This is a genomic window from Chryseolinea soli (assembly GCF_003589925.1).
Classification (GTDB): domain Bacteria; phylum Bacteroidota; class Bacteroidia; order Cytophagales; family Cyclobacteriaceae; genus Chryseolinea; species Chryseolinea soli.
The window spans coordinates 7,381,339-7,397,750 of the sequence record NZ_CP032382.1; the positions used below are offsets into that span (position 1 = coordinate 7,381,339).

The window sequence follows — 16,412 nt, forward strand, 5'->3', positions numbered from 1 at the left end:
AAAGTCATTCTCGTTTCAATACTTCCGCCGGGTTGCTGTTCGCCGAACGGATGGCCTGGTAGCTGATCGTGAACAAGGCAATGCCCACAGCGACCAGGGCGGATAAAGCAAACAATCCAAAATTGATGTTCACCTGGTAGGCGAAACTCTCCAGCCATCGCTTCATCACAAAATAGGCCAGCGGCAGCGCCACTACGTTCGCGATCAAGATCATGCTGAAGAAGTGTTTAGAAAACAACATGAAGATGTGCGCATTGGAGCCGCCCAATACTTTGCGGATGCTCATTTCCTTCTTACGCTGCTCTGCCGTGTAGGTAGACAATCCGAACAGACCCAGACACGCCACCAGGATGGAGAGCCCGGAGAAGACGACAGCGATCTTGCTCATCTTGGTTTCGGCCTTGTAGAGTTTCTCCAGATCACTATCCAGGAAGAAATATTCGAAGGGCCAGCCGGGGATCTGCGCCTTCCATTGTTTGGAAAGCCAGGCAATGGTGCCGGGAACATCCTCGCCGGTGATGCGCACGGCCATGTATTTGATCCGCACGTCGAATGCCCTCAGCGTCGTATTTAGTTGAAGCACCAGCGGCCGGATGGGTTGATGCCGCGAGGTGAAATTAAAATCTTTCACTACACCGATGATCTTGTGTGTAGGGATGTTATCAAACTTCTTCCCGATCGCATCTTCATTTGACCCCCACCCCATTTGTTTCACAAAGGTTTCGTTCACCACCAGCGCCAGCGAATCGTCCGTGATCACGTCTTCCGAAAAATCACGGCCTGCCACCATGGGGATATCGAACGTCTTGGTGAAATCGTGGCGCACCGTCAGCCGCGGGAAGGGTCTGGAATCTTCCTGGCCTTCAAAAATATAGTTGCCCACCTGGTGCTTGGCCCCCAACACTTCTTCCAATGCTGTGACGCTGACCGTATTTCTATTCCTCAAAAATTCGTTCCTCAAGGCTTTATAATTTTGCGCGACGGGAGAACGCGTCACGGGGATCATGATCACATTCTCGCGCGTAAAACCCGTATCACTTTTTCGCAGCATATTCAGCTGGTCCATCGCCACGCCGGTGCCCACCAGCAGAACGATCGACAACGTGAACTGCACCACCACCAACGCTCGCCGGAAGGTGCCGCCGCTCTCCCGGTTAGGGCTTGCCTTCAACGCCGTGATCGGCTTGAAAGACGACAACACAAAGGCCGGATATATTCCCGAAACCATGCCCACCACCAAAGGAAGCAAGGTGAGCACGCCGAGATAAAAAGGCTCGAGCAGCACGATCGTCTTCACATTCATTTCGGCAAACACATTGAATACCGGGAGCAGGAGCACCACGATGGCGATGGCAATAACCACCGACAACAAGCAAAGCAGGATCGACTCAAAAAGAAACTGTCCCACCAACTGCAGGCGTTGCCCACCCAACGTTTTGCGCATACCCACTTCCTTCGCGCGGTTTGCTGCGCGGGCCGTACTGAGGTTGACAAAGTTGATACAGGCGATCAGCAACACAAAGATGGCAATGGAACCAAACACATAGAGCGTGGTCAAGCTGCTGTTGGGCTGGATCTCATAGTCCATGTGGGACTTCAAATGAATGTCCGTCATCGGGAACAATTCCATCGTGACATCGTTGCGGACAAATTCCGGAAAATACTTTTTGACAAACGCGGGCAGGGCAGCCTGCAATTGGGGTGCGTCGCTTGGATCGCGCAAGAGTAGATAAGTCCAGCACGGATTCCAATACCAATGCCAGCGTTGGGGAACACGGGGATCGTAGACCTCGTCGAAGGTCAGCAGCGAGATCAGGCAGTCGAACTGAAAATGGGTGTTGAGCGGAATGTCCCGCATCACGCCTGTTACGAGCAAATTGGTGTTGCCCTGGAACTTCAGGTATTTGCCCATGGCGCTTTCGTCGCCAAAATATTTTTTCGCCATGCTCTCGGTGAGCACGATCGTCTCCGGTTTGTTGAGGGCGGTTTTCGGATCGCCTTCGATGAACGGAAAATCAAACACATCAAAGACGGTAGAGTCCGTACTGAATACGCGCGACTCATTAAACTCCTTTGTGTTATCGATGGTGGCCATGGCCAATGTGGGCGCCTGGAAATTGAAGAAGCGCACGGCCTTCTCGATCTGCGCGCCATGATCGTTCACCAATGCTTCCGCCACCGGGAAAGGCTGACTCGCCGAACGCTCGCCTACGCCGTCCGATTGCAAGATCTCGTGAATGCGATAGATCCGGTCGGCCTTGCTGTGCATGCGGTCGAAACTATATTCATTCCGTATATAGAGACTGATCAAAAGAAAACAGGCGATGCCGATCGCCAGCCCGAATACGTTGAGAAATGAATAGCCTTTCTCCTTGAGAAAGCCGCGTTTGAATACGGTGAAGTAATTCCGGTACATCATAAGGCTTGACTGCGGTTGAGACGATGATCGCTTGATGTTTGACCATTTGAAAAAACGCAGGACATTCCACGCATATTGGAGGTCCGCGATCTTCCGGCCCCTGTTCTTCAATGTACGACCGTATAGCTCATACGCATCTCCCTGGATCTCTTCCAGCAAAGAAGGATTGCAATACCACTCCAGGAAGCGGTCGGCCCATTTAGGAGGAGAAACCTTGATCATATTATTTACAAACGTGAAAGTAATATATATGTTTCATATTTGTAAATAAAAACTGGAAAAAAATCCCGTATGGCATTAAATAAAAAAAGCCTTTGCTGCAAAGGTGCAGACAAAGGCTCCGGTCGGTGAGACCATTCCCACTATGCTCCTACCTATTCACCGATCGTTTTTGTTGTGGTCACGCCGTTAAAGGTGATCGTGATCGTTTTATTGGTACATGTTCCGTCGCCGAAGTCCACTTGTACAGTGTCGGTGCGGTATACGGTCTCCAGGTTTCCGCTGACGGGGCCTCTGCGGCGATTTCCGCAGGCCACGTTTTCAATCAGCGGCGCGTTGGTTTTGTGCGAGTAGATCACGGTCCCATCGGAAGTAACGACCTTGGCGTCCACCGTGGTGGTGATCGTTCCACTCGTGGGTTTCAAGGTGGTTTCGTCAAGCGTGATGTCGGAGACTCTCGACTTCTCCGAAGTCCAGGTGGCTACCGTTCCATCGGCCAATGTAATTTTGCCGTCGGCTACAGACGTTGTCGAAGTTCCGGAACCGGTGGATTTATCAAAGGTGGAGATGCGGGTCTTTGTTCCCGAAATCCCAATGCCGTTTACTTTATAATTATCAAATGTGGTCACTTCTGTTTTTGTTGCGCCGTCCACCGTGCGGGTGATGACTATTTTTCCGGAGCGGGTAATTTTAACGGTGTCCCGTCTGAGCGTTACCCCGCTGCCAAAATCAATCACCGTTTTTGCAATGGTGGCCAGCAGCGAATCATAGACAGGAAATTGATGCCCGCTGAAACTGCATCCTTGCGGACCGTCGGTTGCTGAAATGGGCAGGCTCACGGTTTCACCGGCGGCATTGTAGTTGGTGATGGTCGCTCCCCCACTCTTCGAGATCCGCAGCCCCCGGAAATCACTTGCACTTTCTGCATCGACAATGGCCAGGAGTTCATCCGTTGGTGCGAGCAAACTCAGACCATCCAATATCCCGTTGTGCCGGCCGTTGCCTCTGCGGCCATTGGGACCGGGCTTGCAGTTGATCGCGGCGGTGCTGTCGCTGCTGCTCCCCACAATTTCAAAACTCGTACCGCTGGCCAACTGTGCCGAAGTTTGTACGATGTCGACGACGGTTTGGTTTAGGATGGTGTCGCTGTTGCTATCGCTGTTGAGCCCTTCGTTGCTGCAACCGGCTGCCAGCAAGGAGATGGCGACGACCCATAAGAACATTTTTATCAGGTTCATAAATTTCTGTTTGTTTTACCTCTATACGCCTAAAAGTACAGGGTAATTGTGTGGGGCGACGGACTAATAGACGTCTGATGGCAATGTGTCGATGAAATATGGATGGCCGGCAACATCTCACCGGCGTTTGCCGGGAACCGCCTGCCATCGTCGTCACCCGGCGCGGTCCCGTTAGCACGCATCCTCGACTATTCCTGCCAGAACTTCACCCCCATCAGCCGGCAACGCTCAACCAATGCCAGCGTCTTCTGGTATTCGTATTGGATCTGACTCAAATACGCACGCTGAAGATTCGTGCTGGCACTGATCAAATCGAGGTAAGTGGCCACCCCTTGTCTATAGCGCACCTGCGTGAGCCGCGAGGTTTCCTTTGCCACGGTGATCTGGCCTTCCGAATTTTTTATCTGCTGGTCGTAGGCTTTGATATCGGCTTGCACCGACTCAAGGTCCTTTTGCAGCGTCGAGATCGTATTGTTCCTGGAGATCTCACTGAGTTGAGCGTTCTTCCGGGCGATCGAAATGTTCTGCCGTACACGCCCGCCCTGGTAGATGGGAAACACCAGTGTCGCTCCTGCCAACACGTTGAAGCGCAGTTCTTCGATGTTTGGCTGATAGGCGTTTTTGTATCCGGCGTTTGCCTGGAAACTGAGATTCGGAAGCCGGTTGCTGGAAGATAATTTCAAATCAGCTTCGGCAGCAGCGATCCGTTGGGTGGCCGCAATGACATTCGGATTGTTGCTAAAGTCGGCGCTTCCCGGCACATACGTGAAATCAAAATCCTTTCCAACAGGGGACGCCGCTTCACCCGTGGTATACCGCATCAACGAGACCTGACGATCATACTGACGTTCAAATTCAACTTTCCGGTTTTCTTCCTGGTCAATATTATTTTCAATCGTTGAAAGGTCTATCTGAAGCGCGTCTCCCGACCGGATCCGTCCTTCGATCATTTTCTTGTTGTTTTGATAGTAGGCAATGGCCGAGTCCTGAACTTCGATCGACTTCCGCAAATAGATCATCGCATAATATATCGTAGCTACCTGGGAAGCCACCTGAAACTTTGCTGCTTCTGTATTTTGATGTGCTACCAGAACATCTGCTTTTGCTTTCTCGATCTGCGCTTTTGTCCGGCCAAAATCCCAGAGGGTCTGATTGAGCCCCACATTAAAATTATAATTGTCATGAGGCTGGAATTGCAAAAGCTTGTTCTCCGTCGCGCTGATCGGAATTTGCACCTGACCCACAGGATTGACGTAGCTGTACACCGCGTTGCCATTGATGTTCGGCAAATAGTTGCTTTTGGCAACGTCCACGCGGAGTGACGAGATGCTTTCAGAGGCATTCAATTCCTGAACAGTCGGAAAATAATTCAGCGAATGCCGGATCATTCCGCTCAGTTCGGGATTGGCTTGTCCGAACGTGGTGCCGGAAACAAAAACAAAAACAGCAATAATTACTTTTCTCATAAGGTGTTGCATAAAAGACTTAATGACTTTCTTCCTGAACTTTCTGAAGGGTGGCTTTGTCCATCTTCTGGGTTCTCAGCATGAATAAAAAGGGGATCGCACAAACAAAGAACAGTGAGATCAAAATAAATCCATCGAGGTAGGCCATCAGGTAGCTCTGTTTGACGATGGCGAGGTCAAGGATCTTGTAGCTTCCATCGATAGCCGTGATCGGATCGACACCACCCTGGATCAGTCCGGCTTTTGTCTGCGCCAGGCGCTGGATCATGACGGGGTCATTGGGTTGCAGGTTGCTCACGAGGTCATTCCGGTGCGATGCGAACCGGTTGGTGATGTGGGTGTTCATCACGGCAATCCCAAACGCGCCGCCAAGCTGACGGATCATGTTGGTGAGCGCAATACCGGAAGGCATTTGTTGCGGCGTCAATCCAACGACCGCCTGATTGATCAAGGGCACCATCAAACAAGCCGTTCCAAAACCGCGGAAGATCTGCGGCCAGAAAAAGAATGCCAACCCTGCATCAGGGCTCGCCAACGACGACGTGTATCCATGAAGAATAAAACAGGTAAACCCAATGATCACATACACCAGCGGCGGTGTGCCTGACGAAAGTGTTTTGCCAATGATGGGCATGATAAAAATAGCAACCATCGCACTCGGTACGAGCCCCAGTCCTGCATCGGTGGGCGTATATCCCAGTACGCGTTGCACCAGCACCGGGAAAATAAATACAGACCCAAACAAACCAAACCCCACCGCGAAGGTCAGAATATTGCTGGCGGCAAGATTCCGGTTCTTTAATAAACTCAACTGGATCATGGGATTTGCAATCGTGAGCTGTCGCCAGACAAAAGAGATCAATCCGATGGCAGCCAGTGCGGTCATGGCGACAATGGTGTTGTCGGTAAACCAGTCGTCCGATTGTCCGCGCTCCAAAACATATTGCAGGCTGCCGATGCCGGCGGCCAGCATGGCAATCCCAGCGAAATCAATTTTTGGCTTCACGCGGTTTGGATCTTTCTCTTCATCCGTTTCGCCGACGAAGCGAATGGTCAGCAACGATGCTGCAATCCCGAAAGGGATGTTAATGTTAAAGATCAGTGACCAATGATAATTTTCAACGATGATCCCCCCCAGGATCGGACCGATCGTTGGACCCAGCACGATCCCCATTCCAAACATCCCACCCGCAATCGCCCGTTTCTCGGGTGGAAAGGCGTCAAATAAAATTCCCTGCGACGTGGACAGCAATGCACCGCCACCGATCCCCTGGACAAAACGCCAGATCACCAGCATCTCAAGACTCCCGGCCTGCCCGCACAACCACGACGCTATCGTGAATAAAACAATGGACCCCAAATAATATCGCTTTCTCCCAAAGAGCTTGGCAAAAAATCCCGTCAGTGGAATAATGATCACGTTCGCGATCGCATAGGCAGTGATCACCCAGGCGGTGTCCTCAATGGTAGCGCCAAGGTTTCCGCTGATGTCTGCCAACGCCACGTTGACGATCGACGTATCGATCAGTTCCATGATCGCAGCAGAGATCGTCGTGATGACGATAATGGTCCTCGCAAAACCGGTAACCTGATTCGACATGGCTTGTAAATTCTGTTTGTCTGAAATATCCGTTCTAATCCAAGTTCAAAACAGCGGGTACTAGTCAACTTTGACTTCAACGTCCACGCTCAACCCTGCCTTCAGAATATTTTTATAGTCCTCCGCCTTATCAATTTCGATCTTGACGGGAACGCGTTGTGTCACCTTGACAAAGTTCCCCGTCGAGTTGTCGGGGGGCAGCAGCGAAAACTTTGCGCCGGTGGCCAGACTGAATGACGAAACTTTTCCTTTGATGGGCGTATTGCGGTAGCCGTCGAGCGTGATCTCCACTTCCTGGCCTTCCTTCATTTTTTCAATTTGCGTCTCCTTGAAGTTCGCGACGATCCAATACTTTTCGTCGTTCACGATCGTAAACAGGGTTTGTCCGGGCTGAACATATTGTCCAACTTCCAGGCTAAGCTTGCCAATACGACCGGCGGCCGGGGCTTTGATGCTGCAATAGGACAACTTCAGCTTTGCCTGATCGACAGCTGCTTTGCGTGTTTCGATCAGTGCATTTATTTTCTGGATCTGTGCCTGCGCGATCGACACTTGCGTGGACGCGTAGTTCACTTGCTCTGCATTCGCGGTGTATTGCTTGCTGGTAGATTCGTGGGTAGAGCGGCTATCGTCAAGTTGCTTTTGGGTGATCGCACCCTCTTTGAAAAGTGCTTCGTCGCGTACGAGATCGGCGCTTGCTTTTTCCTTCCGCGTGCGTTGAACATCTGCATTGGCGCTGGCCACTCTTTTATTAGCACCCGCGTTTAACAAGGCCGCCTGCGCATTGGCCATGTCGGCTTGCGCGTTCTGCAAGTCGGCCTGCGCCTGCACCAGGGAAAGCCTCAATTCTTCCGGGTCGATGATGATCAGTTCCTCGCCGGCAGCGACCTTACCATAGTCATCCACACGCAATGAATCAATGTATCCGGCCACGCGAGCAATGACGGGGATGGAGCGTGACTCCACCTGGGCGTTGTCCGTGCTTTCGTACTTCCAACTGTGGAGCAATGCCCGGATGCCAAAGAACGCCAAAACCAAAACGATGAAGGCGATGATAAAAGGGGCAATTTTTTTCTTTGCGGGTGCAGTAGTGTTTTCCATGAGCGTATCGATTGTAGAAGTAAAGGTAAACTAAGTTGACTATTAAAGTCAACTTAGTTGACTATTGTTTTTTTAGTATTTTTGTATCAGAAAATTGAGAAATGAACGCACTGGACAAACAATTGGCTGAAACTGAGCACGTTAAGACGGGTAATTGGGTAAAGCTGATCTCTATTCTGAAGCATCAGTTCAACGAATGGGCAACCGTATCGCTGGCAAAGGAAGGGTTCGACGACTTTAAGATGGTCTATATGCCCGTGCTCATGAATATTTCGCCGGATGGAACGAACAACACAGAGCTTGCCTTCCAGGCGCGCGTAACGAAGCAGGCCATGAGCAAAGTGGCACAAGAACTCCAAAAGCTGGGATACATTAAGTCAAAGGCAGATCCGCGCGACAAACGGAGTACTACGATCATGCTGACCGACCGCGGCAAGCGGCTGGTGATCCAGGTGCGACTGCGTATTTGCGACCTGACGAATCAGTACCGCGCCATGTTCAAAACAACCGATTTTGATAAAGCCACAGAGATCCTTACAAAGATCATCGAGTATAACGATGAGGTACTTCTTCACAGGAAGTGAGTTTTTATCGCAATCCTCTATATATTAGAGTGAACATTGATTGCACACCATGCCTCATATCACCATCCCCGAAGGAATACCCGGCATTCGCGGTCCCCTGTCGCTCCGCCCGGACGTGGCCAAACCGCTGAGTGAATTCACGGAACTTTTAATGCGTGGTGAAAATTCGCTTTCCCGCGGCGAGCGCGAGCTCATCGCCACGATCGTCTCGGCGCGGAACAACTGTTTCTTTTGCGAACAAGCGCACGGCGCCGTGGCCCAGCATTATTTACAATGCGACACGAAGGCCATGGATGATCTGAAAGAAAACTTTCATTCTTCAGACTTATCCGAAAAGATGAAGGCTTTGTTGGCTATCGCCTCCCAGGTTCAACAAAGCGGCAAGAGCGTAACACCAGCTTTGGTGCAAGACGCTTATACTGCCGGAGCAACCGAACGCGAAGTCCACGACACTGTGTTGATTGCCGCAGCCTTCTGCATGTTCAACCGCTATGTCGATGGATTGGATACCTGGGCGCCTCAAGACCGCGACTTTTATACCGGCCGCGCTCAACAAGCAGCCGAAACCGGCTACTCGGTGTCTCCCGTGAAAAAATAGGCATGGACAAGCTCCGGGTCACCAAAAGATATCACCGGCAATCTTATTTCAATACGCGCCAGCGACGTATGCTTAAGACGGGATCAATTCTTTATTACTTTCATAGAGATGATGCTATCGTCGCCTTTCAGAAGGATGGTATAGAACCCCGTTGCGTAATCGTTCATGTCCAGTGTGCCGGTGCAGGTAGTACCCTGGGAACAGGTTAAGGCGATGGCATCGATCGTTTTGCCCTGGGCATTTACCAGTGTTGCCGTCTTTATATGAAGCGCGGCGTCTACGCTAACCTGTAACACATTCTCTATTGGAACAGGGAACACTTTTACGCCGGGAACAGGCTCGTGCTCCACGTCGGTTATTAAAAATTCGCGCGCGCCGGTAAGTTCGCAGCCTTGCCTGCTAACCGTTACGCTGTAGACGCCCGACGTGGTGGGTGTGAATGTGGGCGAAGCGGCACCGGCAATGGCTTCTCCATTTAAGAACCACTGGATTTCACTATCGAAGTCGATCTTTAGAACGCCGTCTTCTTCGACGATGGTGATCGCGGGAGGTTCTTTTTCAATCGTCAGCGCAAATCGCGCCGCGCCTTTCGACGCTGTGTCACTCGTCACCTGGAATGCATACGTCGATTGCTGTGCGAGCGAAATGTTTTGTTTGAGAAAATTATCTTTCAGTGTCAGGGTGGGGTTGCCGGAAAACGAATCCAAACTGGAGAAGTCCAATGTGTAGTTGCCCTGACCAACGTCGTCAATAGCAAGCTTTACTTCGGTATCGCACAGCAATGCGGGCATGGAATTGATGGTGAGTTTTTCGTTGGCATCGGTCAGGGAGGAAAGGTTCAGATTGACATTCTTCAGTTTCCAGGCGTCGGCCTGGTCGTCGAATCCACGGGTGGCATCTTCTCTGAAATGGATCACGGCTTCGTCCTGAATTTTGCCGTTCGAGAGTGTGATACGCACAAGGTCGTTTACTTTGGGCCGGAAAAATGCTGTGGATTGTCCCGGAGTTTTCACGTTTTCATTGGCACGGAGTGTTGGGGTTCCGGAAGTCTTTACCCAGAAGGCCTGGCCCATCGGAATATAGCCGGAGCCGCCGTTCGTTCCGGTCACACCGTTCCAGGTGGCGTAGCGCAAGGGCACAAAACCATTGTCGGTAATATAGATGGTGCCGTCGACATTGGTCTTTGTCCATCCCGACGCGGCGTTCCAATCAATGGTCGACGCATAAGGATTGCCCACCAGGTTCCAGCCGTCGTTCGTCATGTTGCCCGAAGACGTGAACGTCACCGGTAATGTCACGGGTGTTACATTACCTTGGTTGATGGCGCCTCGCACATCCCAAACCGGCGAAGCCAGCAGGTTGCCCTTCACAAAGATCGCATAGCCAACACCAGGCTGTAGCACTTCGGTGTTGGTCGTGGCAGGGAAACCGACATAGCCATCGTTGAGATCGGCGGTGTGGCTTCCGTTGATGTCCGTTATCACGGTTTCATCATACGCATACATGGTCTGGGCGCAGGCAACGCATGCACTGGTGCCGATAAAGGAACCGGTTATCGGAATCTCTGCCTGAAGATCCGACGCCGGCGCCTGCAATACCGGTGAAGCGATGTAGCGATAGATCCTGGTGTTATTTGCACCCTCGATTGACATATAGCGCTGCACGGTCACCTTTCCCGTTACCTGCGCGCCGGAGGGAAGCGCGGCAATGGCCGCATCCTGTACCGGGTCATCGTCTGTGGAGAGAAGCGTGAAGACGGCATTGTCGGACGTGCCGTCGGCGTTGAACACCGCATTGTTGGCCAGCGTCAACACGCCTTGCAGGTTTTGGTTGGTCTCCACGGAAACGGCAGCCGTAGCGTTGGTGATTTCAATGTTGTGAAAAAGACTGGTCGACGTGCCGGCGATACTTTGTGGTGTTGTGCCGTTGAACCTTACGACGCCCAGGCCGGCTGCGAAATTTCCATTATTAACAAAATTACCAGCAACCGGCAGCGCCAGCGGTGCATGAAGCTCTCCGCTCACGGTCACATTTTGAAAGGACGTGGCCGACGAACCGCCGACTGCCGTTGTAACACCAGCGAAATTAACCGTTCCGCTACTGCCCGATGTAAACGCCGCGTTGTTGGTCCAATTTCCTTTCAGGTTGATCGCATTATTGCCTGCCGACAAGGTTCCACCGGCAAGGGTCAGGTTGCCATCCACATTCACGGAGCTTCCCAGCAGGATGATATTGGATGATACGCTGAAGTTATTGAAGTGCATTCCAGATGAAGTCACCGTCAGATTGTTACCTCCAAACACGACAGAAGAATTGTTGGTAACGGCATCCACCGTTCCTGCTACGTGGGTCCAGTCGTTCGTCACCGAGAGCGTATTTCTCACGACAAGACTACCGGAAGATTTGTTGATGGTCACTTTCGGCAACACGCATTGCCCGGCAACGGCAGGGGCATAAAGATTTTGTATTCCGGTGCCGCTGAACTGCAAGGTGGCATTGCCGCCGCCACCGGTAGCGGTATTGCTTAGCGTCACATCTCCTTTTACGTCGATCAAACCGGTGGTTAGTGTCAAGGGCAACGTGCCCGTGCATGTTAAAGCATTTTGCACCGTCAGCGTGCCTGCCGTGATGTTATAGGTACGTCCTAATCCTACAAATTCCAGGTTATAAAAGGACGGCCCTGTTCCGGAAATGGTCTGCGATACAGCATTGATGGTGTTGTATCGAACCGTACCGCCATTGGGTGTAAACGTGCCACTGGTAAAGGCCGTATTGCCGCGAAATTCCAGGATGCCGGTGGTAGACTGAAAGTCACCTCCCGAAAGCGTGAAGGTCCCACCAACGGTGATGTTTCCCGACCCCCCTGCAAAATGACCAGCTGCAAAGTTCGCGGTATTATTTATCGTTATGGGATTGGTGCCCTGCGTGATCACGCCCGTGTAGCCGGTGTTCACCAGGATGCTGGAGACGGTTAGCGGCGCATCGAAGGTGCAGTTGGCTGTTCTTACATTATCAAAATACACCACCTCCGTTGCTGTGGGCACACCGGCCCCTCCTGCCCCCGCGGCGGTGGCTGACCAATTCGCGGAGCTCGACCACGTCTGGGCACTGTTGGTGTACTTGAAATAATCAAACTCGATCGTGCCTTGCTGAGCGGAGAAATTCTCACCCCCGATAATAAATCGTATCTGTGTCGTGAGCGCGTTCCAGGTAAAACTGCTTAGGTTGATCGTAAAAAAACCAGGTATATTCTGGGGTGCTAAAATGGTCTGTTGCTGAATGTACGTTCCATTGGATTGAAACTCCTGTACTTGCAAAAAGAATCGCTGGTTGCCACCCGTCAGTGCATTGACATGAAATTCTACGATGCCATTCACTTTGTCCAGGGGATAGCGCGAGGGCACGCCGCCGGTTTCATGAAAGATCCGCACGGCATAGGCGCCGGCAGCGTTGTCCATTTTAAGAATAGCGCTGCTGTTGGCGGTCAGCGTCCACGATCCCGTGCCGTTGTTCTCCACAAGGTTCCATTCGTTGAGTTCCGAAGTGGTTTGAAAATTATTCTGGTAGAGGTACGTACCCACCCAGTGTTTGCCGTTGGAAGTTTTCTGCACGGTGACCGCTGTGGCCGTATAGGTAAGATTGCCCAACGTGGGGGGCAAACTAACACTGGCAAATGGACCCGTGATGGTGCCCGAGGGAAAAGTAAATAAGGTATAGGTGGTTCCTATCGCGTCACCCGCATTGTCGGTCACCTGGAGCCGGGCGGCAGTGAGATTGGCGTTTGTCGATCCACCCGATGTTGTGACCCGGATCTGATCATAGTTGGTCCCGGCTATTGCACCGGTACTGTTTAATTCCATGTTGAAGAGCGGTGACTTGTTTGACACCGCCACGGCATTGATCGTTAGTGCGGCAGCCGAAGCATTGCCAGGCTCGATCGTACCGTCATTGTTGATCGTTGTGCTGAGCAACATATACTCGCCAACACCTTTCATCGTGCCGTGATTGATAAACGTAACGGGCGCATTGACTTCGAAAAATGAGGCGGCGCTGGTTTTTAAAATGGTACCGGCAACGTTGTTTGTCAGGGTACCCGTGCCCGCCGTGGTGGCAATCCAACTGGTGGCCGTGCTGGTCAGGTTGATGAGACCATTGTTGATCAGGGAAGCATTCGTATTCAGATTTAGTGTAAAGTCCAGGAGGTTAAACGTTCCGTTGTTGGTCACGGTCGTGCTTTGGAAGTTGCCGGTTCCGCTCACATTCATGGTGCCGTTGTTTGTGGATTTCACCGCCAGTATACCTTGGTTTCTTACTGTAAAAGTCCCCGCCGCATTGTTGGTTATGGTGCCTGCCCCGGTGAGGGAAGAATTGATAGATACAAACAAGCTACCGTTCACCTCGATGTCGTTTCCGGTTCCGTCGCTCAATGTAAATACAGTAGGTACGGTGAAGTTATAAATGAAAAGTTGGCCGCCGGCGGCCACTACCACCTGGTCGAACATCGTGGACGACGTCATGTCGACGCGGTGACCATTTTGTATCGTAACAACGCCGCTGTTGTTGTTGGGTGGTACGGTAGCGGCTACCCACGCCGTGCCGGTATAGCGTTGCCAGATAGACGCAGTGCTCCACGTGCCGGTGGCACCGTTGGCCATGTTGCTGCGATAATCGCCGTAGGCGGGCGAAAGGTTGAAGATGTTTTTATCGCGCACGCGCTGAAACAATACGCGATGCCCTACATTGTTGAAGTGAACATTGTCGCCCGCGGAATAGGCCGGCAGTATGGTGGTGTCGGCAGGATTATACATGCCGTCCCAAAAGTTAAGCGTATGGTCCACCCCAAACCGGTTGATGATGGAGTCTTTCAGGATGGCCAGCTTTTTCTTGGTCGCCGACAAGGCGAAATTTCCATCCGAGCGCGGTTGGGTTGTGGTGACATAACACCGGTTGCCGGTTTGAACAGCGGCGTTGTAGATCGTTTGAAGGCTCGTGAGTATTTCGGCGATGGTGAAGCCATCGTACCCATTCGTGGGAAAATTAACGATGATCACGCCATTGGACGGCGTGGACAATCCGCTCAGCAGCGAAAGGGCTTGCGTGACATTGTGTGCTGCGTCGGGTGAGGGCCGCCCGATGGGTGGAACATATCCTGTGGGCATAGCATTGTAGCATGTGGTGCCCGACACACCGAGGTTATAGGTGTTGTCCAGAATGCCAAGTTGCGTTTTGTAATAATAGTTGACGCGATTAACCCACGAACTGTCGATGGGTGAGGCCGCAAGGCCCGCAGTAGTCGATGATCCAAGTGTCGCCAAAGCCCGGCCCTGTGCAAGGGCGTCCGTAGAGAGGGCAACGACAATGAGGGCGAGGAGTAATTTCCACATAGTCATTAACGGGGATAAAGTAAAACGGTCTTAATACAAGTCTCTTCGCCAGCATGGCAAAGCTTCGTTCTTCGTACAAAATGCTTAAGCCGACAATGCTCTCATTAACTTTTTTTCGTGCTAACAATACAGGAGAGCCTTCCGGATACAGAACAGGAAGTTATCATTCAAACAAACAAAAAAGCCCAACGCTGCCGTTCAGAGGGCAGCATGTTGGGCTCCGAATTAAAGTTACAACTTTTTTTAATTTGTCAAATGAATGTGAAGGAAATCTGGGCCGGGGTCGAAAATTGCTGAGTGCCTGCCACTGAAAAAGATATTCCCAATTGCTCAGGAATAAAGTTGTTTCCCTTCTAGTTCACAAAAAAAAAGCCCCGGACATCTTAGACATCCGGGCCTTCAAAAATTTTTCGTGGTGACTATCGTATCGCTAAAGTAACCGTACCACTGGTCTGCACGTTCACCGGCACACCGCCACCATTGATCTTTCCATTGATATTGTCCTCGTCCATTTCGCCGCTGAAATTATTGAGGTTATTGGTCTTGATTTTATTGCCGCGCAGCTTGAGGTTAAGACCTTGGTTAGCGGGTAGCGACAGGTTGATATTTCCGCCTGAGTTCGAAACGGTAACATATTTACCCAATTGGCTGATCTCCACGTCCATGTTGCCGCCGCTGGTAGAAGCGTCGACACTGCAAGCCAAGGCGCGCAAAGAAACGCCCCCACCCGACGTATGGGCTGTCAGTTGGCCTTTGATGTTGTCGCCGCGCACGGGGCCACCGCTGGTTTCGGCTTCGATGGTTCCATCCAATCGATTCAGTTCGATCGACCCGCCCGAAGTATTCAACCGGATCTGACCGCTGCAATCATCTACGTCGATGCCGCCGCCACTGGTTGAAAGAACAATGTCACCTCCGGAGTCGGCCAGGTCAATGCCACCACCCGACGTTTTGCCGCGGACGGTTCCGGTGAGCTTTCTGAGTTCCAGTCCGCCGCCGCTGGTTGAAAAATTGTGCGTGCCCGATAAATTGGTGAGGTCGATGCCGCCGCCGCTCGTGCTGAGGTCGGTGGAAACATTTTGAGGAACGTAGATCTTGAAGGAAATATTCAGCCCTTGTTTCCAATTCATGTTGGAACGTTTCGGCTCGGCAACGGCCGTTACTTTATGGTCAGAAACCGACACGTTGAGGTTGTAGTCTTCCAACCTTTCTTTGATCTCCTCTTTTGAAAGCGTATTCCTTCCGTTGTTTCCTGTGATGTATACTTCGATACGCGTTTCACTGACACCGACCCCGGAAACGGCAATGCCGCCGCCCGACGTCCGGGCATAAACATCGGTCACCTTTTCGTTCGAAAGGGGTTTGGTCATGTAGGGACTATCTTGCGCCAGGCTGGCCGTCCAAACGGTTAGCGCGACAAAAAGGGTGAGCATCTTTTTCATGTTATTATAAGGTATGGTGTTTAGTTGATCCGAATCCCGTCCATCCCAATCCAATCCATGTGCCATGCTCAAAACAGCTGTTAATGACAACTGTACGGATTACAACGCTCTTGAAATGTTCATTTTCAAAGTGCAATGCGCGAATCCGGACAGGTAATTGACGATCTTGGGCCATCGGCATAAGTTCTGAATGGGATATTCTTTCTAAAGACTTCGGGGAGATGCGAAAGGTTGCACGCGCGGCGGCTTTCGTTAAGGGTTGGGTTGGACATCGGCTTTGTGGGGGAATCCTTTGCCAGCCATTCTCCCTTGTATCCATGAAAGGCCTTTCCGCGCACACAAAAAAAATCCGGGTCTGGCG

General features: G+C 51.6%; 9 protein-coding genes. 2 read left to right on the top strand and 7 right to left on the bottom strand.

Features of this window, described 5'->3' with window-relative positions; translation table 11 throughout:
• Positions 1 to 4 precede the first annotated feature (4 nt).
• From D4L85_RS30605 to D4L85_RS30625, 5 genes are all read right to left on the bottom strand, one after another.
• Positions 5 to 2,641 carry an ABC transporter permease gene (locus D4L85_RS30605; protein ID WP_119757929.1) on the bottom strand — a complete coding sequence of 879 codons (2,637 nt, stop codon included), beginning with the start codon at positions 2,639 to 2,641 and terminating at the stop codon, positions 5 to 7.
• A gap of 152 nt (positions 2,642 to 2,793) precedes the next feature.
• The gene (locus D4L85_RS30610; protein ID WP_119757930.1) at positions 2,794 to 3,876 is read right to left on the bottom strand and encodes a hypothetical protein; all 1,083 of its coding nucleotides are present in this window, start codon (positions 3,874 to 3,876) and stop codon (positions 2,794 to 2,796) included.
• Positions 3,877 to 4,064: 188 nt separating this feature from the next.
• Positions 4,065 to 5,342 carry a TolC family protein gene (locus D4L85_RS30615; protein WP_160144102.1) on the bottom strand — a complete coding sequence of 426 codons (1,278 nt, stop codon included), beginning with the start codon at positions 5,340 to 5,342 and terminating at the stop codon, positions 4,065 to 4,067.
• 19 nt (positions 5,343 to 5,361) lie between these two features.
• Entirely contained in the window at positions 5,362 to 6,942 is a 1,581-nt protein-coding gene (locus D4L85_RS30620) for a DHA2 family efflux MFS transporter permease subunit (protein WP_119757932.1), read from the bottom strand.
• A gap of 60 nt (positions 6,943 to 7,002) precedes the next feature.
• A complete protein-coding gene (locus D4L85_RS30625; protein WP_119757933.1) occupies positions 7,003 to 8,043 on the bottom strand; it encodes an HlyD family secretion protein in 1,041 nt (346 codons plus the stop codon).
• A 101-nt stretch (positions 8,044 to 8,144) separates the two neighbouring features.
• On the opposite strand from D4L85_RS30625, the gene D4L85_RS30630 reads away from it, so the two are divergent.
• Entirely contained in the window at positions 8,145 to 8,627 is a 483-nt protein-coding gene (locus tag D4L85_RS30630) for a MarR family winged helix-turn-helix transcriptional regulator (RefSeq protein ID WP_119757934.1), read from the top strand.
• A gap of 49 nt (positions 8,628 to 8,676) precedes the next feature.
• A complete protein-coding gene (locus tag D4L85_RS30635) occupies positions 8,677 to 9,225 on the top strand; it encodes a carboxymuconolactone decarboxylase family protein (RefSeq protein WP_119759008.1) in 549 nt (182 codons plus the stop codon).
• An 83-nt stretch (positions 9,226 to 9,308) separates the two neighbouring features.
• Here D4L85_RS30635 and D4L85_RS30640 read toward each other — a convergent pair whose 3' ends face one another.
• Together D4L85_RS30640 and D4L85_RS30650 are read right to left on the bottom strand one after the other, a co-directional pair.
• A complete protein-coding gene (locus D4L85_RS30640; protein ID WP_119757935.1) occupies positions 9,309 to 14,609 on the bottom strand; it encodes a hypothetical protein in 5,301 nt (1,766 codons plus the stop codon).
• 419 nt (positions 14,610 to 15,028) lie between these two features.
• Positions 15,029 to 16,051, bottom strand: a complete 1,023-nt coding sequence (locus D4L85_RS30650; protein ID WP_160144103.1) for a DUF4097 family beta strand repeat-containing protein — start codon at positions 16,049 to 16,051, stop codon at positions 15,029 to 15,031.
• Positions 16,052 to 16,412: the final 361 nt, after the last annotated feature.